The 22021-nt window shown below is 59.1% G+C and carries 22 protein-coding genes and 1 pseudogene; 11 read left to right on the forward strand and 12 right to left on the reverse strand.

Annotated elements, in window-relative coordinates; translation table 11 throughout:
* Positions 1-76: 76 nt before the first annotated feature.
* A complete protein-coding gene (locus tag PSPTO_RS16390) occupies positions 77-331 on the reverse strand; it encodes a hypothetical protein (protein ID WP_003380539.1) in 255 nt (84 codons plus the stop codon).
* Between the two features lie 153 nt (positions 332-484).
* Here PSPTO_RS16390 and PSPTO_RS16395 point away from each other — a divergent pair, with 153 nt between their 5' ends.
* Positions 485-802 carry a DUF883 family protein gene (locus tag PSPTO_RS16395; protein WP_007245870.1) on the forward strand — a complete coding sequence of 106 codons (318 nt, stop codon included), beginning with the start codon at positions 485-487 and terminating at the stop codon, positions 800-802.
* 112 nt (positions 803-914) lie between these two features.
* On the opposite strand, the gene PSPTO_RS16400 is transcribed toward PSPTO_RS16395, so the two are convergent.
* Positions 915-1265, reverse strand: coding sequence for a hypothetical protein (locus PSPTO_RS16400; protein ID WP_005766320.1), 351 nt, complete (start codon positions 1263-1265; stop codon positions 915-917).
* A 269-nt stretch (positions 1266-1534) separates the two neighbouring features.
* Between PSPTO_RS16400 and PSPTO_RS16405 the strand changes: the two genes are divergently transcribed.
* The 7 genes from PSPTO_RS16405 to PSPTO_RS16435 all read left to right on the forward strand — a co-directional run bounded on the left by PSPTO_RS16405 (position 1535) and on the right by PSPTO_RS16435 (position 7459).
* On the forward strand, positions 1535-2605 hold the full coding sequence (locus PSPTO_RS16405) for a M4 family metallopeptidase (protein WP_005766322.1): 1071 nt from the start codon (positions 1535-1537) through the stop codon (positions 2603-2605).
* A 31-nt stretch (positions 2606-2636) separates the two neighbouring features.
* Positions 2637-2936 (forward strand): protealysin inhibitor emfourin, encoded by a 300-nt coding sequence (locus PSPTO_RS16410; RefSeq protein WP_007245872.1) that lies wholly within the window; start codon positions 2637-2639, stop codon positions 2934-2936.
* Positions 2937-3198: 262 nt separating this feature from the next.
* On the forward strand, positions 3199-3828 hold the full coding sequence (locus tag PSPTO_RS16415) for a paraquat-inducible protein A (RefSeq protein ID WP_005766327.1): 630 nt from the start codon (positions 3199-3201) through the stop codon (positions 3826-3828).
* Entirely contained in the window at positions 3825-4439 is a 615-nt protein-coding gene (locus PSPTO_RS16420) for a paraquat-inducible protein A (RefSeq protein ID WP_005766329.1), read from the forward strand. Before PSPTO_RS16415 ends, PSPTO_RS16420 begins: the two co-directional genes overlap by 4 nt.
* Positions 4432-6111 (forward strand): intermembrane transport protein PqiB, encoded by a 1680-nt coding sequence (locus tag PSPTO_RS16425; protein ID WP_005766330.1) that lies wholly within the window; start codon positions 4432-4434, stop codon positions 6109-6111. The genes PSPTO_RS16420 and PSPTO_RS16425 overlap by 8 nt, the downstream gene beginning before the upstream one ends.
* Positions 6108-6731, forward strand: coding sequence for a PqiC family protein (locus PSPTO_RS16430; protein WP_005766332.1), 624 nt, complete (start codon positions 6108-6110; stop codon positions 6729-6731). Before PSPTO_RS16425 ends, PSPTO_RS16430 begins: the two co-directional genes overlap by 4 nt.
* Before the next feature lie 278 nt (positions 6732-7009).
* Entirely contained in the window at positions 7010-7459 is a 450-nt protein-coding gene (locus tag PSPTO_RS16435) for a helix-turn-helix domain-containing protein (protein ID WP_011104417.1), read from the forward strand.
* A gap of 27 nt (positions 7460-7486) precedes the next feature.
* Here the strand turns inward: PSPTO_RS16435 and PSPTO_RS16440 are convergent, their stop codons facing one another.
* A complete protein-coding gene (locus PSPTO_RS16440) occupies positions 7487-8398 on the reverse strand; it encodes a LysR family transcriptional regulator (RefSeq protein ID WP_011104418.1) in 912 nt (303 codons plus the stop codon).
* Positions 8399-8509: 111 nt separating this feature from the next.
* On the opposite strand from PSPTO_RS16440, the gene PSPTO_RS16445 reads away from it, so the two are divergent.
* Positions 8510-9346: a pirin family protein gene (locus PSPTO_RS16445; RefSeq protein WP_011104419.1), complete on the forward strand. Its 837-nt coding sequence runs from the start codon at positions 8510-8512 to the stop codon at positions 9344-9346.
* Positions 9347-9358: 12 nt separating this feature from the next.
* Here PSPTO_RS16445 and PSPTO_RS16450 read toward each other — a convergent pair whose 3' ends face one another.
* Positions 9359-10222 carry an aldo/keto reductase family oxidoreductase gene (locus PSPTO_RS16450; RefSeq protein ID WP_007245876.1) on the reverse strand — a complete coding sequence of 288 codons (864 nt, stop codon included), beginning with the start codon at positions 10220-10222 and terminating at the stop codon, positions 9359-9361.
* 139 nt (positions 10223-10361) lie between these two features.
* Between PSPTO_RS16450 and PSPTO_RS16455 the strand changes: the two are divergent.
* A pseudogene (locus PSPTO_RS16455) lies at positions 10362-11274 on the forward strand (LysR family transcriptional regulator).
* Between the two features lie 23 nt (positions 11275-11297).
* On the opposite strand, the gene PSPTO_RS16460 reads toward PSPTO_RS16455, so the two are convergent.
* From PSPTO_RS16460 to PSPTO_RS16495, 8 genes are all read right to left on the reverse strand, one after another.
* The gene (locus PSPTO_RS16460; RefSeq protein WP_011104420.1) at positions 11298-12827 is read right to left on the reverse strand and encodes a sodium:solute symporter family protein; all 1530 of its coding nucleotides are present in this window, start codon (positions 12825-12827) and stop codon (positions 11298-11300) included.
* Positions 12824-13084: a hypothetical protein gene (locus tag PSPTO_RS16465; protein WP_005766345.1), complete on the reverse strand. Its 261-nt coding sequence runs from the start codon at positions 13082-13084 to the stop codon at positions 12824-12826. The genes PSPTO_RS16460 and PSPTO_RS16465 overlap by 4 nt, the downstream gene beginning before the upstream one ends.
* 123 nt (positions 13085-13207) lie before the next feature.
* Positions 13208-14143 carry a choline kinase family protein gene (locus PSPTO_RS16470; RefSeq protein ID WP_011104421.1) on the reverse strand — a complete coding sequence of 312 codons (936 nt, stop codon included), beginning with the start codon at positions 14141-14143 and terminating at the stop codon, positions 13208-13210.
* On the reverse strand, positions 14140-15093 hold the full coding sequence (locus PSPTO_RS16475; RefSeq protein ID WP_011104422.1) for an aminoglycoside phosphotransferase family protein: 954 nt from the start codon (positions 15091-15093) through the stop codon (positions 14140-14142). Before PSPTO_RS16475 ends, PSPTO_RS16470 begins: the two co-directional genes overlap by 4 nt.
* Before the next feature lie 9 nt (positions 15094-15102).
* Complete coding sequence (locus PSPTO_RS16480) at positions 15103-16383, reverse strand: M20 family metallo-hydrolase (protein WP_011104423.1); 1281 nt, start codon at positions 16381-16383, stop codon at positions 15103-15105.
* On the reverse strand, positions 16361-17119 hold the full coding sequence (locus PSPTO_RS16485) for a DeoR/GlpR family DNA-binding transcription regulator (RefSeq protein WP_011104424.1): 759 nt from the start codon (positions 17117-17119) through the stop codon (positions 16361-16363). The genes PSPTO_RS16480 and PSPTO_RS16485 overlap by 23 nt, the downstream gene beginning before the upstream one ends.
* A 68-nt stretch (positions 17120-17187) precedes the next feature.
* The gene (locus PSPTO_RS16490; RefSeq protein ID WP_046463318.1) at positions 17188-18591 is read right to left on the reverse strand and encodes an amidase; all 1404 of its coding nucleotides are present in this window, start codon (positions 18589-18591) and stop codon (positions 17188-17190) included.
* 318 nt (positions 18592-18909) lie between these two features.
* Positions 18910-20517, reverse strand: a complete 1608-nt coding sequence (locus PSPTO_RS16495; protein WP_011104426.1) for a M10 family metallopeptidase — start codon at positions 20515-20517, stop codon at positions 18910-18912.
* Between the two features lie 227 nt (positions 20518-20744).
* Here PSPTO_RS16495 and PSPTO_RS16500 point away from each other — a divergent pair, with 227 nt between their 5' ends.
* Positions 20745-21722: an IS5-like element ISPssy family transposase gene (locus PSPTO_RS16500; RefSeq protein WP_007247571.1), complete on the forward strand. Its 978-nt coding sequence runs from the start codon at positions 20745-20747 to the stop codon at positions 21720-21722.
* The last annotated feature ends 299 nt before the right edge of the window (positions 21723-22021 follow it).

The raw sequence follows: 22021 nt of genomic DNA on the forward strand, positions 1-22021 counted from the left end.
CCCGAATACAGGGCTCAAACCATGATAATGATCGTCTGTCGCGTGGCTATATTTTCAGCGGCCATCGTTTACAGGGCTATCGGGTAGCCGCCATCAGACGATTCACTTCGCTGCGCACCATGTTGGCGTACTCCGGCGGGCTCATCGTGTCGAGTTCGGAGCGTACCCATTCGGACCATTTGCCCTTGCGCTTGGCGCGCTCACCCATAAGGCGCGCGGCCTCGCCCTTGGCTTTGCCCAGATTGCTCTGCCAGAGGTCGAACAAACGGGATTTTTCGTCTTCGAGAGCAGTACGTTCAGGGAGCGGCCGATTGGCCAGATTGAAGCTCATGACAGTCACCTACGGCTAAAAACGGCTGCATCTTACACCGGTAAGGGGCTTTGCCTGCAGAGTCTTGCGTCGGGTCATTCAAGCAAGTGCAACTTTTCAGGATGCGCGAGACTCCATTGATCACTATTGCCATCACTTGAAAGGAAAAATGCCATGGCTCGTAAGACCTCTGCTCAAAATGCTGCCGATCAGATCAAGGATCAGGCATTCAGCGACCTGCAGGCGCTGATCGAAGAATCAGACAAATTGCTCAAGGAAAGTGCCGCACTGGTCGGCGAAGAAGCTGAAACGCTGCGCGCGCAGTTGAGTGTCAAGCTCAAGCAGGCACTGGACTCGATGGCCAGCGTACGTGACCGCACCAAGCCGGTTGTAGAAGCGACCGAGACTTACATCGGTGGCCATCCTTGGCAGACCGTGGCTATTTCTGCAGGCTTCGGTCTGGTAGTAGGCCTGTTGCTGGGTCGTCGTTGATCGAACTGCAGCCTTGAACGACAAAGCGGGCCTCATTGCAGGCCCGCTTTTTTATTTCAGATGCTCGATCAGATGACCAGGCCAGGCCAGCAACACCATGACCTGCAACAGGTCAGCGAGTGTGTTGCACCACTGACGGTTGTGCAAAGCGGTGGGACTTGGTCACTTTGGCCTGCAGCGCCACCCGCTGCTCCTCGGCCTGGGCTTGGCTTTCATAAGGCCCGATCAACAATTGCTGCTTGCCGTCGATGTCCACGATGACCGGCGCATAGCTGCGCTCGAGCAACCAGGCACTGGTGTCGCTGACCGCTTCGCGCGAGTTCATCTGGATGAACCACTGTGGCGTAGAGACCGGAGCAGTGCTCGCCGCGTCCTGGGCTTTTTCTCTGGCGGGCGCACGAGAATTGCCTGCATCACACCCGGCCAGGGCCAGTATCGCCATCATCATTACCGTCTTGCGCACGTAAGTCTGCTCCTCGTCTGAAGTGGCGCGAGTCTAGCACTCCCGCGCGCCCTGTTGAGCGACTGTGTCGAGGTGTCGCACGCACGGCAAAATACTGCCACAGCTCAGGCAATACGGGCCTGCCGAACAGATGGCCAGGTTTTACGATGACCGGCGATCATGTAATCAGATATTTCGTTGCACGTTAACGTTACACACAGTGTCAAAAGTGTTGCGACCATGTTGATCGATGGCTTGCCGCCATCGGTGCATTAGTACAGGAGTTCATCATGTGCGACGACCGAAACCCCCTGCATTGTTTCATTCCGCCTTACATGCTGGAGCGTATGGCGCAGTCCCCCAAGAACCTGATCAGCGCCAGAGCCATTGCCAACCTGACCAGCAGCTCGGCGTTCCTTGCCTCTCGCCTTTCTGCGCGAGCCATGCCATCCATGCACGCTATCAAGTCGCCGGATGGCAAAAAACACCGCGCGATTCACGACGCCAAAGGTACTGACGATCTTCCCGGCGTTATCGTCCGCAAAGAGGGCCAGGCACCGACCGGCGACAAGGCTGCAGACGAAGCCTACGATGGCTCCGGTGATGTCTATGACTTCTATGCGCAGCTCTTCGAGCGCAATTCACTGGATGACAATGGCATGTCACTGGTGTCGACTGTGCATGTCGCCGAAGTCGACTTCAATGGCGACCACGTGCCCCTGAGCAATGCCTATTGGAATGGCAGCCAGATGGCGTACGGCGATGGCGATGACCTGGTCTTCAAGCGATTCACCGGCAGCCTTGAAGTGATCGGCCACGAGCTGACCCACGGCGTGCAGAGTTTTACCTCCAACCTGGACTACAAAGGCCAGTCCGGTGCGTTGAATGAACACTTTGCCGATGTGTTCGGCATGCTGGTACGTCAGTGGAAGCAAGGCACCAGCGCCGCCGAATCGGACTGGGTGGTCGGCAAGGAGTTGCTGGTGCCTGCACCGACCCGGCGAGGCATTCGTGACATGGAAAGACCCGGCACCGCCTATGCCAACGACCCGGACCTTGGCGACGATCCGCAACCGGCAACAATGGCGGATCTGTATAAGGGGGCCAAGGACCGGGGCGGCGTGCACATCAACTCGGGCATTCCCAATCGGGCCTTCGTGCTGGTGGCCAAGGCACTCGGCGGAAATGCCTGGGAAGTGGCAGGCAGAATCTGGTATGAAACGATGTTGGCGTTGGAATCGGACAGCCAGTTCGTCGATTGCGCCAAAACCAGCATAAAAATCGCCGGCGACTCGCGTTTTGGTGCAAAAGCCAAAAAAGCCGTGCAAGCGGCCTGGAAAGAGGTCGGCGTCAAGGTGTAAGCCGTCAGCTATAACTAAAAAGGTGCTCGAAATGAAGGTCTGTCTAGTGCAATCCGGCGGTTTTGCGGGCGCGATCAAACGTTGTGAAGTGGACACCGATACGCTTGACCAGCCGGATGCCGAGCAGTTGCAGCGACTGGTGACTGACAGCGGTCTGAATAAATCGAGTACCGCATTCAACGACCAGGCGCGGGACCTGAATCAGTACGAGATCACCATCGAGGACGAAGCCAAAGCGATCTGCCTGACGTTCGACGAGCACAATGTGCCGACCTCCGCCCGGCAATTGCTTGGCTTTCTCAAGCAACGCGCCAAGCCCGGCAAGCTCTGAGCTACATCGGCCTGACAAGACCTGCAAGGCCTTTGCCCTTCGGACAGTACGCGAAGAGCACAGGCCGATGCGAATTCACCATCCTCTCGCGCCCGTGAAATAATGGCGCCGTGACATCGGAACCACCCTCCACCGCTGCGGTCAATGATTTGTATCCGCAGGTTGTTATCCGCCGTACAAAAAAAGACGCTACGTAATGCCATAAAGAGGTATCTTTTCGTGCCTCGCGTTCTTACCTCTTACTTCTGCATCCATGGCGTCGATGAGCACTGTGCACCCTACTGAACATTCATCTGGCCTGATCATCTGCGAACATTGCGATTCGCTGTACCAAGCCCAACCGCTGCAACCCGGTGAAGCCGCATTTTGCCTGCGTTGCCAGGCAGTGCTCGGCCGCGGCCATCGAATGTCCATCGAGCAACTGCTGGCCCTGACCATCGCCGCCGCGATGCTCTTCGTGTTCGCCAATCTGTTCCCCGTAATCAGCATCAGCATGAAAGGCCTGACCAACGAGGTCACGCTCTGGCAGTCGGTCGAGGCCCTGGCTCAGGGCCGTATCACCCTCATTGCGCTGGTGGCCGGCCTGTCGATCATCTTTGCCCCGCTGCTGCAGATCGTCCTGCTGTTCTGGGTGCTGCTGCATGCTCACAAGGGGGTGATGGCCCCAGGCTTCAAGGCCTGCATGCGCGCGCTGGAGCACTTGCGCCCATGGAGCATGCTGGAGGTATGCATGCTTGGCATTCTGGTGGCGATCATCAAACTGTCCGGCATGCTCGATGTGCACCCAGGCGTCGGCCTGTGGGCGATGGCGATGCTGATGGTGCTCATTCTGCTGATTGCCAACAAAGGCATACGCAGGCTGTGGGATGAGCTGGGAGTGAAGCCTGAATGAACGGCATCCCTTTCGCCCACGAGCACAAGCTCTGCCTGTGTCACACCTGCGGCTATGCCTGCGAGGAGGACGCTGCGCGCTGCCCGCGCTGTGATTCGCCGGTGCACCGGCGCAAGCCCGACAGTATCAGCCGCACCTGGGCCTACCTGATCGCCGCACTGATTTTCTATATTCCGGCCAACGTGTTGCCGGTGATGTACACCAATTTGCTGGGCAACCGCAGTCAAAGCACCATCATGAGCGGCGTGCTGGAGTTCTTCGAGAGCGGCTCGTGGGACATCGCCATCCTGATTTTCGTTGCCAGTGTCGTGGTGCCCTGCATCAAGTTTCTGGTGCTGGGCATGCTGCTGATCACTTGCCAGCGCCGCAGCACCTGGGCGATGCGTGAACGTGCACGTCTTTATCGCTTCATCGAGCTGATCGGCTACTGGTCAATGCTCGATGTGCTGGTTGTGGCCCTCGTGGCGTCTCTGGTGCAGTTTCGTGAGCTCAGCACCATCGAGCCACGCATTGGTATTCTGTTTTTTGGCTTGGTAGTGGTGATGACGATGTTCGCCGCCATGAGTTTCGATCCCCGGCTTATCTGGGACGCAGAGGTTGAAGATGTCTGACAATACCCTCCCCCCGTCTGCTTCAGTGCCACGGCCTGAAGTCAAACGTCGTCGCCTGAGCGTCTCGCTGATCTGGCTGGTGCCGATCATTGCAGCGATCATTGGTGCATCCATGGCGTTTCACGACTGGATGAACATCGGGCCGAAGATCACCGTGAGCTTTTTGACCGCCGAAGGCCTGGAAGCCAACAAGACGCAGGTCAAATACAAGAACGTGGTCATCGGCATGGTTACCGAGATCAGCCTCAGCGACGACCGCACCCATGTGCTGGCCAACATCGAACTCAATACCAGCGCATCGCCTTTCACGCGGATCGACAGCCAGTTCTGGGTTGTACGTCCGCGCATTGGTGCCCACGGCGTATCGGGGGTCGATACCCTGCTGTCAGGCGCTTTCATTGGCGCAGACGCAGGTAGCTCGGACGAAACCAAGACCAGCTTCACTGGCCTGGAAACCCCGCCACCAGTGACCTTCGGAGAAAAAGGCAAGCGTTTCACCCTGCACACCGACGACCTCGGCTCGCTGGACATCGGCTCACCCATCTACTATCGCCGTATCCAGGTTGGCCAGGTGGTTGCCTATGACCTGTCCAAGGACGGCCGTGGCGTCGACATCCAGATCTTCATCAATGCGCCGAACGATCAGTACATCACCACCGACACGCGTTTCTGGAATGCCAGTGGCGTAGACATCACGGTTGGCGCCTCGGGGGTGAAGGTCAATACTCAGTCCCTGACCTCGATCCTCTCCGGCGGCATCGCCTTCCGCGAGCCCAACTGGAGCCCCGACAGCAAGCCGGCTGACGAGAATGCCGAATTCAAGATTTTTGAAGACCAGACCACAGCGCTGGCACCACCCGATGGCGAGCCGCGTTACATCCGCATGCGTTTCAACCAGTCGCTTCGCGGGCTGGCGGTGAACGCGTCGGTGGATTTCCTGGGCGTTACCATCGGCAAGGTGGTGTCGGTCGACCTGGATTACGACCCGGCCACCAAGACCTTCCCCGGCATTGTCGGTGCAGTGATCTACCCCAAGCGTCTGGGTGCTGCCGAGTCCAAGTTGAAGGAACTGGGTGGCGCAGGGGATGAAGAAGAACAGTCCGCCAGAGTGTTGGGGGCGTTCGTCGCCAACGGCCTTCGTGCCCAGGTACGCAATGGCAACCTGTTGACCGGCCAGCTGTACATCGCCATGGAGTTCGATCCGAAGGCGCCGAAAGTGTCGTTCAACGCCAAGGCCCGCCCGCTGGAAATTCCGACGGTGCCGGGCAGCTTCGACAAACTGCAAGAGCAACTGCAGGCGTTCGTCGAGAAGCTCAGTAAACTGCCAATCGACCAACTGGCGGGCAATCTCAACGGTACCCTGAGCGAGCTGCAGAAGACGCTCAAGCAGGTCAACGGCAGCGTGCTGCCGCAAATGCGTGGCACCTTGCAGCAAGCCGAGAAAACCCTGGGCACCGCCAACGACTCATTCGCTGAAGACTCGCCGGCGCGTCAGCAGTTGGGCCAGGCGCTGGATGAGGTGCAACGCACCGCCCGTTCGGTCCGGGTACTCACCGACTTCCTCAGCCGCCACCCCGAGTCGCTGATTCGCGGCCGCACCGGCGACGCCGCGCCACGTTCATTCAACGCCCCGTCCTCGTCCCGAGCCATTGATCCGGAGCCAAAACAATGACCTTGCGCCTGAAACTGATGGTACTCGCCGCTGCACTGGGCATGGGCGCCTGCACCTCGACGCAGACCCACTATTACACGCTGATCGCACCGATGGGCGCGACCGGCAGCGCAGCAGCCAGACCCGCGCCGTTCCAGTTTGAAATGCTCCCGGTGATCATGCCGGTGCAGGTCGACCAGCCGCCCCTGGTGGTCCGTCAGGGCAACGGTAGCCTGGCGATTCTGGACACCGAACGCTGGGGATCGCCACTGGGCGACGAATTTCACGACGCGCTGACCCCGCAACTGGAGCGTCGATTCGGTAGCCGCGACATGGCCGGCCTGCCGAAAAACGGCGACCAGCCTGTGCTTTCGGTTCGCACGGACGTACGCCGCTTCGAGTCGATGCCCGGCCATTACGCCCTCATCGATGTGGTGTGGACACTGGGGCTACGCGATGCAGGCGCTACCGCAGGCAGCAAAAGGCAAAGCCTGACCTGCAGCAGCGTGATCCGCGAGCAGGCTGCAGAAGGCATGGAAAACCTGATTCTTGCCCACCAGAAAGCGGTTGCAACCTTGGCTGAAAAGATCGCAGCCACGGCGGCAAGCTGGGCGGCACAACCCTCCTCGCGCTGCCTTTGAAGCTTTAGGGAGGCCGGTATACGGCCTCCCGATGTAACTTGAAACGCGTTTAGAATCCCCACTCAAAAGCATTCAAGTCAGTATAAAAATGTATCACCGCGTTTAATTCCTACGTAGACTCTCTTCACCGTCTGGCACGTTAGTACCTGATTGGACCGAACAGGCGGTTTTCCGCATGTGTTCGAGCGCCTTGCCCGTTGTTGCCAGAAACGCTTGTTAACCCAGACTGTTGCAGTAAGCCCAGAGCATCTGGCAGACAGCCTATCGAGGACAAACGTATGACAGGGATAGGTCCACGACTCAAGAAAGAACGCTTGCGGCTAAAGATTTCTCAGAGTGCACTCGGGGCCATAGGCGGTGTGGAAACCAACGCCCAGGGCAACTACGAGAACGGTGTGCGCTCCCCACGCGCAGACTACCTGTCGCGCATTGCGGATGCGGGCGTCAACGTTACCTACGTCGTTACCGGTTTCAGTGACGCTGCACCTACCCCCACCGCGCAGGCCACGACCACTCGGGAAAGTGACCCGCTAAAGCGCGTGGTTGCGCGCCTGCACAGCAATCTGCACAACGTGACGCAGAACATCTACCACGTTACCCGACTGATGGAATCAGATGCTGACGACGGAAATCTGGACAAAGGGCAGATGGAAAACATCAAAAATGACGCAGAAGCCATCACCGTCGCGACCGTTCGCCTGATTTACATGACCTCTAAACTGAAGTGACCTCGATTCCCGTGCAGCCACACTGGCTCACTGCGCGGGAAACGCGTTGACCCTGAGTTTCTCCATCACCAACCCGATAAACGCCGATACCGCCAGAGGCAACTGTTGCCGACTGGGGTAAAGCACATGCAGGCCATGACTGGTGCGCTGATACTGCGCCAGTACCGGCACCAGCAACCCGTTACGCAGATCGGCACGAATCAGGGTCGCTGGCAGCAACGCGATACCCAGACCGGCGAGCGTCGCTTTGCGCAATGCCTGAGCGGTGTTGGCGTTGAAGCGACTGGAGAGCTGCACATCGTGTATTTTCGCGTCCGGCCCGAGCATTCGCCAGGTGGTGGAACCACCTGGATACGCTGCGCTGACGCAGTCATGCGCCTGCAGACTCTCCAGCGAATCGGGCATGCCGTGAGTTGCGAGATAGGCAGGGCTGGCAACCATGCCGTCGCGCGCCTCTTCGATCAGTTGACGCCCCACATAACCTGAATCCTGCAAAGGGCCGCCCCGGAACGCGATGTCCAGCCGGTCGGCGATCAGATCGGCGCGCTCGTCGCTGAGCACGAATTCAAGCTGTACGCGTGGGTAGCGGGCGAGAAAATCGGCGACCCAGTCCATCGAGAAAAAATCAAAAAAATCCGCCATGGCCGCGATGCGCACTCGGCCGCTGGGCTCTTCTCGCCCTGAGACAAGCTGCTCGGCGGCACTCATCAGGCCATCGACTGCCGCCGTGCAACGCTCATAAAAGTGCTCACCTGTCTGGGTCAACACCAGCTTGCGCGTGGAGCGCTGCAACAAGCGCGTGCCAAGCTGCACCTCCAGGTGCTGAATCCGCCGACTGACAGTATTCGACGGCATGCCCAGCTGCCTCGCGGCCTGGGCGAAACTGCCGCTGCGCACCACCTGCACAAACAGCGCGACATCATTGAGATCCGTAATCAAGCGCTTATTCCTTCTATTTATGGATGAGTGCAAGCCAACTATACCGGCTAATAAGCCAATCCACAGACGCTTATGCTGTGCGCTCAGACATAACGTCCAGAGGAAGAGCCCATGAACAGCATTGTCGCCATAAAGCCTCGCGCCATCACCCATCGCACCAGCGGCAGAACACGCGGGCCTGTCACCCGCTTGATGAGCCCGGGCGATCTGGGTCAGCTGCTCAAGCCTTTTATCTTCCTCGATCAGTTCGGCTTCAAACCCGAGCCGGGTAACAAGGGCTTCGGCATGCACCCGCACTCAGGCATCGCGACGCTGACTTACATGATCGAGGGCGAACTGGCTTACGAGGACACCACCGGCAAATCCGGGCTACTGCCGAGCGGCGGCGTGGAATGGATGAGTGCCGGTAACGGGGTGTGGCATGACGCCAAGCCGGTGAACGATGCACCGATTACCGGCTTTCAGTTGTGGGTAGCCCTGCCCGCCGCACAGGAAAACGGCCCTGCACACAGTGTTTATCTGGCGGCCTCTCAGGTTACCCGGGAAGGTCCAGCACAGGTGCTGCTAGGGCGTTACGGCACCGCACAAAGCAGCATACCCGCACCGGCAGACATGAATTATCTGGCCGTGCATTTGCAGGATGGCGAGCACTGGCGTTACACACCGCCAGCAGGCCATACCGTTGGCTGGCTGGCCGTCAACGCCGGGCAGCTCGACGCAGACGGCCCGATCACGGCGGGTGAAATGGCGGTCTTCGAAGAATCGGATCGCCCTATCGACTTGGTGGCGACAGGCCCGACCTGTTTCGTGCTGGGGTCGGCGATCAGGCATCCGCACGATCTGGTGACCGGTTACTACTCGGTCCACACCAGCCAGGCCGCGCTGATACAGGGCGAACAGGAAATCGAACGCATTGGTGCCCTGTTGCGCGCGCAAGGCAGGCTGTAAACGTGCCGCTCTTCACACCGCGCTGTCGAGCTCGGCGAGAAGATCAGGCGCGATGATCAACTCGCTCGCGGTCAGGTTCTCGCGCAAATGCGCGACGGAGGATGTGCCGGGGATCAACAGGATGTTAGGAGCGCGCTGTAACAACCACGCCAAGGCGACGCACAGCGGTGAGGCATCAAGCTGCGCGGCTACGCGAGTCAGGGTTACCGACTGCAAAGGTGAAAAACCACCCATTGGGAAGAACGGCACGTAGGCAATGCCCTGCTCGCCCAATTGGGCAATCAACAACTCGTCAGCGCGATGGGACAGGTTGTAGTGGTTCTGCACGCAGACGATTTCAGCCATCTGCTGCGCCTGCCGGACCTGATTCGCGGTAACGTTGCTCAGCCCAAGGTGGCGGATCAGACCTTGCTCTTGCAGCCGGACCAGCGCGCTGAAGGATTCTTCAATAGAACCCTCTGCGGGTGCCTGATGATCGCCCCATGCGCGAAAGTTGACCACGTCCAGCGCATCCACTCCGAGATTTTTCAGGTTGTCATGAACGGCCTGGGTCAATTCTGCCGGACTGCAAGCAGGGTTCCATGAGGCATCAGCCCCGCGCACTGCGCCGACCTTGGTCACGATCAGCAGATCATCTGCATAGGGATGCAGGGCTTCGCGGATCAGTTTGTTGGTGACGTGCGGGCCGTAGAAATCTGCGGTATCAATATGATTGACGCCCAGCGCCACGGCCTCGCGCAGCACCGCGACCGCCGCTTCGGGGTCTTTGGGAGGGCCGAACACGCCAGGGCCGGCCAGTTGCATCGCGCCGTACCCCATGCGATTGACGTGGTGGTCGCCCAACAGAAACGTACCCGCTGTGTTTGCATTGCTCATTTCATGCGCCTCGATGCGATGTGTGTACCTCACTATAGGCATTGACCACTTCGGCGATAATCGGGTGCAATCGGCACAGCCTGTACGGTTCATAGAACACTGACCGGCAAACCTTCGTCGCAACGCCTTGAGCGAACACATGAATACAGATATTCAGGACTTGCTGGCATTTGTTGCAGTGGTCAACGCGGGCGGCTTTCGCGAAGCCGCCCGCATCAGCGGCAAGTCTGCCTCCAGCCTCAGCGACGCCATCCGGCGCATGGAAGCGCGCCTGGGTGTGCGCCTGCTCAACCGCACCACCCGCAGCGTGACCCCCACCGAGGCAGGCGCCAAACTCATGGAGCGGAGTGTGCCAGCGCTTGCGGCAGTGGAGTCTGCGCTGGATGTGGTCAACGACTTCCGTGACCGGCCATCCGGCACTCTGCGGCTGAATGTGCCGGCCATCCGGCACTCTGCGGCTGGTGCTGCCGTCGATCATCACGCCGTTTCTGCAGACCTACCCCGACATTCGCCTGGAGGTGGTGACCGAAGAAAGCTTTGTCGACATGCTCGCAGCAGGCTGTGATGCAGGCATCCGTTACGATGACCGGTTGGAACAGGACATGATTGCCGTGCCCATCGGGCCGCGCTTCCAGCGCTTCGCCACCGCAGCCTCGCCCGCTTATCTGGCCGCCAGAGGACGCCCCGAGCACCCGCGTGATTTGCTGGACCACGCGTGCCTGCGAGGCAAGTTTCCCAGTGGCAGCCTGCCGCCCTGGGAATACGAGCAAAAGGGCGAGACCATCAGGGTCGACCCGAGTGGCCCATTGATTGTGAGAATAGGCGGTGCTTTCGACCTGACCGTGCAGGCGGCAATCGACGGCCTGGGCGTTGTCCACCTGTTCGAAGACTGGCTGCGTCCGCACCTGGACAGCGGAACGCTGGAACCGATACTCGAGCCCTGGTGGCAACGCTTTACCGGGCCGTATCTGTATTATCACGGCCGTCGTTACCTGCCCTCGCCGTTAAGGGCATTCATAGACTTTATCAATGCCGGTCGAGACGCCAGCTGAGCGAATCGACCGCACGTGGCCGGTCAGCTCATGACCGGCGCCACGCCTGCAGGGTGACGCTGCGGCGCAGCCATGGCGAACAGCTCATCGACTCGTCGCACTTCCTCGGCGCTCGGCTTGATGGCCACGGCGCAGGCGACAAAAATGCCCGCATTGAAGATCAGCCCGACAATGCCGCTGGTCAACGAACCCAGCCCGGGAATGTCATCCGGGTAGATCGTGGTCAGTACGATGGCGATCACTATACCCACCAGCATGCCGACAATCGCGCCCTGCTTGTTGCCGCGACGGCTGAAAACCCCGAAGAACAGCGGCACAGCCAGCTGAATGATGCCCTGATAGGAAATCTGCGCCAGCAATTGCAGGCGTGCGTAGTCGAAGGTCAGGTACGCCAGCAGCGACGCCGCGGCAATGAACACGACCATGCCGGCTTTGGCGAGTATGGTTTTTTCGCGATCACTGCGCGGTGTGTTCCAGGTCGCCAGATCGTTGGCGAACTGTGTACCGCACACCTGCACGCAACCGTCGACATGACCGATGCTGGCGGCCAGAACGATCATGATTGCCACGGCCAGCAACCACGGCCCGCCGATGTCGAACAGCGACAGGAACCAGCCATGCTGCGGATGGGCCGCTACGTTCGGGTCCTGACTGATGGCCGCAGCGAACAGCATCAGAATGCCGTAGAAACCACCCACCAGCAGGATGGTCAGCAGTGTGCCCTTCTTGACCGAGCGCACACCGCTGGCGGTGTAGATACGCTGGAAGCTCATGGGCCAGCACATCGAGCCGATCACGCCGGTAAAGATCAGGCTGAACATGTACATCGGCCCGTAGGTGCTGCCTGTACCGCCAGGAATCACCAGCATGCTGGCGGGCAGCTGCGACAGGTTCGAGAACGACGCCTGAGCACCGAACATCAAGAAGATACACAGCGCGGCACACAACACATAGGCAATAAGCCCTTGGTACATGTCGGTCATGATCAGGCCGCGCATGCCCATGCTGACCGTCCAGTATTGACGAATCAGGATCACGGCAACCCCGACCAGCAGGCAGGTGGTCACCCCCCAACGACCGAAACTGGCGAACTGGAACAAGGTCGCAAGGGCCTGAATGCCCATCACCACCCACGGGAATACCGAGATGATGCCGATGATCGAAGCGATACGTTTGACCACCGGGCTGTTGAAGCGCATGCCCAGTAAATCAGGCTGAGTAGTCAGGTTGAAGCGTTTGCCCCAGGTCCAGGCGCGATTGGCCATCAGGTACATCGCCGTCACCCCGAGCGTGGCGTAGACCATGCCGTAAAAGCCCAGCGCGCCACCCACGGACAACGCAAAGAATGCAGTAAAGGTCGCGCCCGGCCACCAGGAGTTGGTGTAACACATGGCGATGAACCACGGACCGTAGGAACGCCCGCCAACGGCGTAATCGGAAAAGCTGTCGCTCTTGCGGTTGGTTGCATAAAGCACGGCAATCATACCGGCCAGAAACACGCCGATCAGACCAAACGTGATGTACAGATCCGAAACCGTTGTTGTGCTGATCATTGTGCATCCCCTTCTTCAGGAATTTCGCCTAACAGGGACTCGACCACGTACAGCACCCACAGACCCAGACCCATCAGCACGGCAATCAGAATCCAGTAGAAGATCGGTAACGGAATGCCCAGTACCAGCACGCTGCTGCCACTGACGTTGAGGTAGAACGGCGGAAACAGCGCCATCATCAGCAAGGCGAAAAAATAAAGGCCAAACACCAGGCTTTTCAGGCGGCCGGGATTGCTTGAGAGCGGAACGTTACTCATGGAGTGCTCCTTGAATTTCAGGATCTGGCTATTGATAAGTGACCGGATAAAACTCAAGCAGTGAAAGGAGCATGCGGTAATCCGCTATTTTCTTATTGTGGGTTGCAGCGTGGGCTTGCCGGGTTACGCCTGTCGCAGCCAGGTTTCCCATTGCGAATCATTGATGATGCTGCGCGCACGCATGTGTTTCCAGGTGCCGTACTTGTAGAAATCGAAGTCCAGTTGCGAGACTGCATGCTGAACCATCGCCCATGTCGACCACTTGAGGTCGGCCAGCGCCTTGTTCAGTTTGATACGCGCCACGGTTTGCGCACTCACCTGGCCGAAGTAGTCCTCGATCAGCGCCAGCTCCATGTCGTCGCTGAAAAACATTTCGCCAAACCACAACGCCAGCTCGTAATGACGATCGTTGTTGGAGGCGTACTCGAAATCCACCAAGCGAATCTGCCGCTCGGCGTTGAGCATGAAGTTGCCCGCCAGCGTGTCGTTCATGCACGGCGCCAGGTCGATTCCGGACGCTTCAAGGGCCGCTTGGGCACGCTGATACTGCAAGCACAGCCAGCTGTCGTCCTGGGGCTTGAGGCCCTTGAGATCCGCCACCTGGCCCTGGTGTTCGGCGATCATGTCGAAGACCGTCTTGGTCTGTTTCAGCAGGGGTTGATCATTGAAGGCCTTGAGCCCATGCAACGCGCCATGACGTATGTCGCGTTGCAGAAAGTCATGGTTGGACGACGCTCGCCAGCCTTCCATGAACTCGAACACCTCGACACCGAATGCTTCGAGAAATGCGAACACTGGCGCGCCGTAGCCGGTTTGCGCCGCTTTCACGCTGGCTTCGTGAGCCGTGTGGCGGTCGATGAACATTTCTGTGCCCGCGCCCGGCACCTTGAAGAAATAGGCCGTGTCCGCCCCTTCGACCTCGACCCGCCAGTTGGTGTTGGAGATCCCGCCGCTGACCGGTGCATACCCGACACGTCTGCCCTGCCAGCTGTCGATACTGCGCACGGCGGCTTCCAGCTGGCGCTCCTGGGTACTGGTGGATTGCCCTAATATTTTCATGCCTTACCCTCCTGAACCTGACGCATCCAGCCTTCCAGCCGTGGGTCCTGAACACATTGCCGACAGCGCAGTAACGTCCACTGCCCGACTTTGGAGAACTCCAGTTGCCTGGCAGAAGTGCTACCGCTCCAGAATCCCCACAATGTCCAGTACCAGTCATTGATCAGCGCATACAGCCGGCAGACGGCGTAGTCGACCTCAAGGCACTGGCCCGCCCAAGCGCTGATGCCGGCGCGCCACTCGCTCTCGAACGAATAAAGCTCATTGAGGGTAATCGCCACGTCGTACCACGGGTCCATGCAGCCGCCATAGTCAAAATCCACCAGTCGTAACTGGCCATCACCGGACACCATCACGTTGCTGGCCACGCCATCACCGTGCACCGGGACGGACCGAACCTGACGTTTTTGCAAGGCCTGCCAGACCATGTCCACGCAGCGGTCGATCCATTGCTGTTCGGCGGGCAGCGCAACGCCGTCGCGCTTGCACAGTGCGCGAAGGCGCTCGATATCCGCCATCGGCGAGCGGATGAAATCCGGCACTGGCCCGGCGTGCACCTGGCGTTTGAGTGCCCACAGCGCGTCCAGCCGACCCGGTACGAGCAGGTCATCAAGCCGCGCGGCGCGCCATTGAGGCCCCAGGTCCTCGAAAATCAGCACGCCACTCTGCTCGTCGCCACTCAGCAAACGTGGCGCTGCACCGCTGAGGCCTGCGCACTGACTGGCCTGCGCTGCAGATACGAAATCGATAACAGGCGTCATGTCGGCGTACAGCACTTTTGCGTAACAGCGGCTTTCCCCGAACGACACTCGAAAGCCTGCCCACTCGGTGGACAGCCGCGACGGCGATGCCACGCCCTGCGTGACGGGTTCGACGTGCGGCTCTGAGTCGAACCCGTAACTCGCCAACGCGCCAAGCAGGCGTGTGTTCAGGCTTTGTGCATATGACATGGTCAGCCCTCAGCGAAACGCAACAGATGAGGCACACGCGCGATACAGCAGCCCGGTCAGCATGCGCAAACCGTTGCGCATGTCCTGATCGCTGGTGTATTCGGCCTCATTGTGAGAAACGCCATTGCTGCTGGGGATGAACAGCAGGCACACCGGATAATGACGGTTCAGGCTGATCGCATCGTGGCCGGCGACGGTCATGCTGTCGGTGGTCGACAAGCCCAGCTCGGCGCCTACGGCGTGCGCCAGCCCCGCAAACCGGTCATTGAGCCTGGCAGGTGCTCGCAGTACGCTGCTTTCCACTTGAAAACCGGTCATTGTCTTGTCGGCGATGGCATGCAGGCTCGCATCCAGGCGCTCTGCCGCCACCCTTAGCAGCTCGACGTCGCGGGAGCGGTATTCGATCAGCAGCGACACCCTGGAGGGCACCACATTGGGCGAATTGGGGTAAACCTCGATACGCCCGACCGAGGTGTGCATCTGCAGGCCGTGCAGCCCGGCTTCTTCGCGCACCGCAGTGATCGTGTGCGCGGCCGCCAGCAACGCATCACGGCGGGCGGCCATCGGCGTTGGGCCGGTATGATTCTGCTCGCCATCGAAGCGTACCCGGCGCTTGAGTGCCGCCCAGGTTTCGCGCACCACGCCGACGGCCGTCTGGCTGTTTTCCAGGCCAGAGCCCTGCTCGACGTGAATTTCGACGTACCCGGCAATGGCGAGATCGAATTGATCACTGCCCAGATAGCCGATGGCCTGCAGGGCGTCCTTGAGGCGGATACCGTCGCCATCGCAACTGTCCCAGGCGGCCTCCAGCGCCAGCGCACCGGTAAATACACCGCTGCCGATCAGACTTGGCTGAAAACGTGCGCCCTCCTCGTTGGTCCAGTTGACCACGGCCAGGTTGCAGGCCGGGTTTTCACCGCGCTCACGCATCTGCCGCGCCAGGCTGGAGACCGCGACAGCACCTGCAAGCACACCGTAGACGCCGTCAAAGCGCCCCGCGCTCGGCTGGCTGTCCAGGTGTGAACCGCACAGCAGGTACGGCGCGTCAGGGTCAAAGGTCATCAGGCCGAACAGATTGCCGATCGCATCGACGCGCACTTCAAAGCCGTGCTGTTCAAGCCAGCCACGAAACAGGTCGCGTACCTGACCATCTTCAGCCGAGGCAGACAGCCGATGCAGACCGCCAGCTGATGTTGCGCCAATGGCCGAGCTTTGTCGAAACAATGCTTCAAACGCCGCCAGATCAACGGCGCTCGGCTCGATCAGCTCAGGGATAGAGGGTATCGACATGATCTTTCTCCAAACGTGTGGCGAATTCGTCGGATAACGGGCGATTGGTGACCAGCGTGGTAATCGCCGCAAACGGCAGGGTATTGATGAACGTGCGGTGGCCGAACTTGCCGTCGTCGGCCAGCACGACACTGCGCGCGCAGTGTCTGACCAGCGTCCTGCGCAGCATGGCTTCGGGCTCTTGGTAATCCATCAGGCCGAGGTCCAGGTCTATACCGCCGATGCCCATGAACGCGATGTCGTAATGAAACTGCCGGGCGAACTCCAGGGTGTGCGGCCCGATCAAGGCATTGTCGGTACGCCGCACATCGCCGGGTGCGACCAGCACCTGATTGTCGCTCTGGTGCGATATCAACTGGGCGATGTCCAGCGAATTGGTAATGATCTTCAACTGGCTGAAACGGGTCAGTTGCTGGGCCAGCGCCAGCGTCGAAGTGCCCGTGTCGAGGAAGATCGCCATGCCCTCGGTGACCAGTTGCGCGGCGCACGTAGCAATACCCGCCTTGGCCCGTGGCTTGAGCCGGCTGCGCTCCTGCAAGGGCAGTTCTTCGCTGGAACGGGGCAGAATCGCTCCACCATGAATCCGCCGCAGCCTACCCTCTTCCTCCAGATGCTTGAAGTCACGGCGGATGGTTTCTTCGGACACGAACAACAGTTGCGCCAGGTCCGATGCCTTGACCCGCTGCTGCTGAGCGAGCAAACGCATGATTTCGTCCAGCCGTGGCTGATTGAGCATAGGGGTGGCATTCCGTTGCAAAGTAAAGCCTCCGGTCGGCTGTCGCGCAGCATCGGCGAGCGTCATGTTTACTGCCCCAAGATCGGCGGCAGACGCTGATCCCACGGCGCTATGGCTTCCACAGCGGCACAGAATTGCAGCACGTGAGCATCGGCAAAACGTGGCCCCACAACTTGCAGGCCGATGGGCAACCCTTCAGTGCTCCAGCCGCACGGCAGGTTGGCGGCCGGGTTGCCGGAAATGTTGAAAGGGTAGGTAAACGGCGTCCAGCGTGCCCACGGCAGCGCGCTGTCCTGCCCGGCGTAGCCTGCAGGCGCTACGTCATCGGCGGCAAACGGCAGAATGGGCAGCGTGGGCATGATCAGCAGGTCGTAATCTTCAAACAGCGCGTGCACCTGATTGGCAAAGGCCGCGCGCTGCTGCATTGCCTGCAGATAATCACCCAGGCCATAGCATGCCGAGCGCCGGATCAGTTCGGCAAAACCCGGATCGAGTTGATCCAGCTGTTGCTCAAGCGCTTTGCCGTAGGCGATGCCACGGCCTGCGACCCACAAGGTCTCGAACGTCGCCAGCGGGTCCTGCCAGTCGAGTGTCAGGGTGCTCACCGTGACGGGCAGCGACCTGGCGATATTAGCCACCGCTGCTTCGACTGCTGCCGCGATTTGCGGGTCGACCGGGGTGTCGAACAGGGTCGGACAATAGCCGATACGCAGCGGCTTCAGCGGCTGGTCGCAACGAGCCAGAAAGGACTCGTCGGGCGCAGGCAGCGCCTGGTGATCCAGCGGATCAGGCCCCGAAAGAACATCGAACAGCAATGCACTGTCGCGCACGGTTCGGGTGATCGGACCGGCATGGCTGAGCATCTCGGTGGCCGACCAGGGCCAGGTCGGGATACGTCCCAACGTACCTTTGAGGGCAAACGCGCCACAGAACGATCCCGGTATGCGCACCGAGCCGCCACCGTCGGACCCCAATGTCGCAGGGACCATGCGCGCTGCCACGGCGATCGCCGAACCGGAGCTGGAGCCGCCGCTGGTCAGTGTCGGGTCCCAAGGGTTACGGCCGTTGCCAAAGACCCGAGAGGTGCTGGCGCCGGTCCAGCCAAATTCCGTGGTTGCGGTCTTGCCCAGAATAATAGCGCCAGCGCCCTTGAGGCGCCGGATGATCGGCGCGTCCTGCGCGGGCACGGCGTCCAGCGCGGTCAACGACCCGCGTGTAGTGCGCAACCCGGCTGTCGAAAACAGGTCCTTGATACCAAAAGGAATGCCATGCAAAGGCCCACGAGGCTTGCCGCGCTGCAGCTCTGCAGTCATGGTCCAGGCCTGTTCGAGCGCGGCTTCGGCGTAGACATCACCAAACGCATTGAGTGTGGGATTGTGGGTTTTGATGACTGACAGACACAGTTCGGTCAGACGTATCGGCGTCATGCAGCCCCTGCGGACCAGTGCGCCAGCTTCAATCACAGTCGGCATGGATGACGGCGTTGGCTCAATCAATGTTGATACCTCTACAAAAGCTCAGGCGAAAAGCCCGGAGTGAACGACTGCCAGGGCATTACAGTCAGCTGCCTCTGACGAGTCAAGTGGGTTTTGTTGGATATTTTGAATTTGTGGTTTTAAATTTTGTAACAGCACCGTCGCAGTGCTGAAAAACGGTCAAAACCATACGATGCCCAATTGCGGTGCGCAGTAAAAGCAGCAAAAGGAGAGATGCTCGATGGTCTGTAAACCAAAACAGCGCCACTATCTGGCGCTGTCTCTGTGGTGCAGGTCAGTACCTCAAACCAGCGATCAGACCGCCAGGTCGGTAACATGGAACGCTGTGACGCCTACCAGCTGAACCTGAAAATCAGCATGCAGATCGCCATTGACGTTGCCGGACAGCACATGGTCGGCAAAGCGCAGCTGGCCGGCCCCGGTGAACTCGCCGCTGCCAATGAAGCTGAAAGCATCAAGGGCTTTGGTGTCCACGTTGGCATCCATCTTCAGGAAGCTGAGCTTGTCGCCCTGCTGGCTGTTGAAGTCTGTGATCACATCGCTGGCCGCACCTTTGCCGGTCTCTGCCAGGTCGTTGAACACAAAACGGTCAGCACCGGTGCCGCCGGTCATGATATCTGCGCCCAGGCCGCCGACCAGCTTGTCATTGCCGGCGCCGCCAAAGATCACGTTGTTCGCGTCGTTACCGGTCAGGGTGTTGTTGCGATCATTGCCCAACAGCGTGAACTCGCCCTCGCCTTTGAGGTGGACGTTTTCAAAGTTGGCCAGCGGGCCTGCATTCAGATCGATCACCGCAGCAGTTGCCGACGTGTTGTCGTAGGTGATCTTGAGCGTGTCGACGCCTTCGTTGGCCTTTTCCTGAACCAGTGCCAGTTCGTCTGCCTGATCGATAACGTAGGTATCGTTACCCAGGCCACCGATCATGATATCCAGACCGCCACGACCATCCAGTACGTTCGCCAGATCGTTGCCGATCAGCGTGTCGTTGAAGGCGGAACCAATGGCGTTTTCAATGTGCGCGCCATAAGCAATCGCCAGCCCGGAGTTCATCAGCGTCGGGGCATCAGGGTTCTGGTTGTAATCCAGAAAAGCCTTGCCGATGGTGCTGAACTCGCCCTCATTGAGGTTGATCTTGACGAACGACGCCTGATTGCTGGCATCGATCGTGTCTTTGCCGCCTGCGTCCCAAATGGTCTCGAACACCGATTGATCGGGTGCCCACTTATAAACGTCATTGCCGGTGTGATAGCTGTTATTGGCACCGTAGATGAACTGCATGGCCGCGACATCGAGCAACATCGGCGTGGTGGGCTTGAAGCTGTAGTTGTTGGTGTAGCTCATGATGGTGTAGCGGGCGTCTTCGAATTTGGCGTCAAGCAGTACATCGTTGTACTGCGTGCCTTCAAACGGATGCTTCAAGCCGAGCGCATGACCCGTCTCGTGCATGAACGTCAGGTAATCATCCGTGCCTTTCGCGGGATCCGCTGCGTTGACCTTCGGCCCGATCCAGACGTCACCGGATCTACCTTCCGTACCCGCCGTATAGGCCTGACCGAACTCGGTGCTTTGCAGGTTGTTGGAACCGCCAAAACGGATGTCGCCAACGTTCTCCGGGGTGTCCTTGACCTCGGTGAACGTGATGTCCGCCACTGCACTCCATGCATCCAGCGCACTTTTCGCCGCCGCCGCCTGGGCATCGGTCAACGAGTAAGCATCGTCGGGCTCCTGGGTCCCACTGTAGATGGTGGCGTAGACGGAGTCTGCAGTATGAAAGCTGTAGGTCAGATGAGTGCCGGTCGCATCGCCTAACCAGAATGGCCCCCACAACAGGCTGGTGACTCGGTCGTCGGCAGATCCCTCGGGCAACAGTTCGGCAGGGCTTGAATCATTAGGGCCGGGCATCGGCATTGCTCCAGAAGAGTACGGACGTTAGTAATTGGCCAAAGACCCTTACAGCGCAGTAAAGATCGGCGGGCAGTTTATTACACAACGGGCACAATTTGGACACAATAGGTTACAACTAAGTTATTCCTGTGCGACGCTGCACAAAATAAACGCCCTTAGGGAAACTCTGAAAAAGGTTTCCTGATTTGGCAAAATACCCCAACACCTTTCACCGAGCTTCCCTGATGAAACAGATGACCTTCGCCGATGCCGAGTACGCGGGTAAACGTAAGCATACCCGCCGCGAGCGCTTTCTCATCGAGATGGATCAGGTTGTGCCCTGGAAAGGCTTGATTGCCCTTATCGAACCACATTATCCAAAGGGCGAAGGTGGCCGTCCGGCTTATCCGCTGATGGCGATGCTGCGTATTCACCTGATGCAGAACTGGTTTGGTTACAGCGATCCGGCGATGGAGGAAGCACTTTACGAGACAACGATCCTGCGCCAGTTCGCAGGGTTGAGTCTGGATCGAATCGCCGATGAAACCACGATTCTCAACTTCCGGCGTCTGTTGGAAAAGCATGAGTTGGCAGGCGGGATTTTGCAGGTCATCAATGGCTATCTGGGTGATCGAGGTTTGATGCTGCGCCAAGGTACGGTGGTCGATGCGACGATCATTCATGCGCCGAGCTCGACCAAGAACAAGGACGGCAAACGCGATCCCGAAATGCATCAGACGAAGAAAGGAAACCAGTATTTCTTCGGCATGAAAGCGCATATCGGCGTCGATGCCGAGTCGGGTTTAGTCCATAGCCTGGTGGGTACTGCGGCGAATGTGGCGGACGTGACTCAGGTTGATCAATTGCTACATGGTGAGGAAACCTATGTCAGCGGTGATGCGGGCTACACCGGCGTGGACAAGCGTGCGGAGCATCAGGATCGTCAGATGATCTGGTCAATTGCGGCCCGCCCAAGCCGTTATAAAAAGCATGGCGAGAAAAGTTTGATCGCACGGGTCTATCGCAAAATCGAGTTCACGAAAGCCCAGTTACGGGCGAAGGTTGAACATCCGTTTCGCGTGATCAAGCGCCAGTTTGGTTATACGAAAGTCCGGTTTCGCGGGCTGGCTAAAAACACCGCGCAACAGGCTACTCTGTTTGCCTTGTCGAACCTTTGGATGGTGCGAAAACGGCTGCTGGCGATGGGAGAGGTGCGCCTGTAATGCGGAAAAACGCCTTGGAAAGGTGCTGTTTGAAGGAAAATCGATGAGTTAAGAGCGGAAAACGTCTAATTATCTGATCGGGCGAGCTTTTTTTGAACCTCAGGCCATGAGAGCGTCAAAAATCGATGCCTACTTCAGACCTTCCTTAGACTTCTTATTACAGGCGTACTGCAATTCTTATTGCGCCCATCATTTTAAACGCACGCCGTTAAAGCAGTAGTCAAGGACCGAATACGTAAGCTCGGGATGATCATCCGGGCGGCCTGCGGAACTTGCGCCGCAGAAACGTCCAGTTCTGA

Source organism: Pseudomonas syringae pv. tomato str. DC3000 (assembly GCF_000007805.1).
Classification (GTDB): Bacteria; Pseudomonadota; Gammaproteobacteria; order Pseudomonadales; family Pseudomonadaceae; genus Aquipseudomonas; species Aquipseudomonas avellanae.

Bases quoted from the DNA above. Each gene is read 5' to 3' on its own strand.
- PSPTO_RS16390 (WP_003380539.1), bottom strand. From the start codon at position 331: ATGAGCTTCAATCTGGCCAATCGGCCGCTCCCTGAACGTACTGCTCTC.
- PSPTO_RS16395 (WP_007245870.1), top strand. From the start codon at position 485: ATGGCTCGTAAGACCTCTGCTCAAAATGCTGCCGATCAGATCAAGGAT.
- PSPTO_RS16405 (WP_005766322.1), top strand. From the start codon at position 1,535: ATGTGCGACGACCGAAACCCCCTGCATTGTTTCATTCCGCCTTACATG.
- PSPTO_RS16410 (WP_007245872.1), top strand. From the start codon at position 2,637: ATGAAGGTCTGTCTAGTGCAATCCGGCGGTTTTGCGGGCGCGATCAAA.
- PSPTO_RS16415 (WP_005766327.1), top strand. From the start codon at position 3,199: ATGAGCACTGTGCACCCTACTGAACATTCATCTGGCCTGATCATCTGC.
- PSPTO_RS16420 (WP_005766329.1), top strand. From the start codon at position 3,825: ATGAACGGCATCCCTTTCGCCCACGAGCACAAGCTCTGCCTGTGTCAC.
- PSPTO_RS16425 (WP_005766330.1), top strand. From the start codon at position 4,432: ATGTCTGACAATACCCTCCCCCCGTCTGCTTCAGTGCCACGGCCTGAA.
- PSPTO_RS16430 (WP_005766332.1), top strand. From the start codon at position 6,108: ATGACCTTGCGCCTGAAACTGATGGTACTCGCCGCTGCACTGGGCATG.
- PSPTO_RS16435 (WP_011104417.1), top strand. From the start codon at position 7,010: ATGACAGGGATAGGTCCACGACTCAAGAAAGAACGCTTGCGGCTAAAG.
- PSPTO_RS16445 (WP_011104419.1), top strand. From the start codon at position 8,510: ATGAACAGCATTGTCGCCATAAAGCCTCGCGCCATCACCCATCGCACC.
- PSPTO_RS16450 (WP_007245876.1), bottom strand. From the start codon at position 10,222: ATGAGCAATGCAAACACAGCGGGTACGTTTCTGTTGGGCGACCACCAC.
- PSPTO_RS16460 (WP_011104420.1), bottom strand. From the start codon at position 12,827: ATGATCAGCACAACAACGGTTTCGGATCTGTACATCACGTTTGGTCTG.
- PSPTO_RS16465 (WP_005766345.1), bottom strand. From the start codon at position 13,084: ATGAGTAACGTTCCGCTCTCAAGCAATCCCGGCCGCCTGAAAAGCCTG.
- PSPTO_RS16470 (WP_011104421.1), bottom strand. From the start codon at position 14,143: ATGAAAATATTAGGGCAATCCACCAGTACCCAGGAGCGCCAGCTGGAA.
- PSPTO_RS16475 (WP_011104422.1), bottom strand. From the start codon at position 15,093: ATGTCATATGCACAAAGCCTGAACACACGCCTGCTTGGCGCGTTGGCG.
- PSPTO_RS16480 (WP_011104423.1), bottom strand. From the start codon at position 16,383: ATGTCGATACCCTCTATCCCTGAGCTGATCGAGCCGAGCGCCGTTGAT.
- PSPTO_RS16485 (WP_011104424.1), bottom strand. From the start codon at position 17,119: ATGCTCAATCAGCCACGGCTGGACGAAATCATGCGTTTGCTCGCTCAG.
- PSPTO_RS16490 (WP_046463318.1), bottom strand. From the start codon at position 18,591: ATGCCGACTGTGATTGAAGCTGGCGCACTGGTCCGCAGGGGCTGCATG.
- PSPTO_RS16495 (WP_011104426.1), bottom strand. From the start codon at position 20,517: ATGCCCGGCCCTAATGATTCAAGCCCTGCCGAACTGTTGCCCGAGGGA.
- PSPTO_RS16500 (WP_007247571.1), top strand. From the start codon at position 20,745: ATGAAACAGATGACCTTCGCCGATGCCGAGTACGCGGGTAAACGTAAG.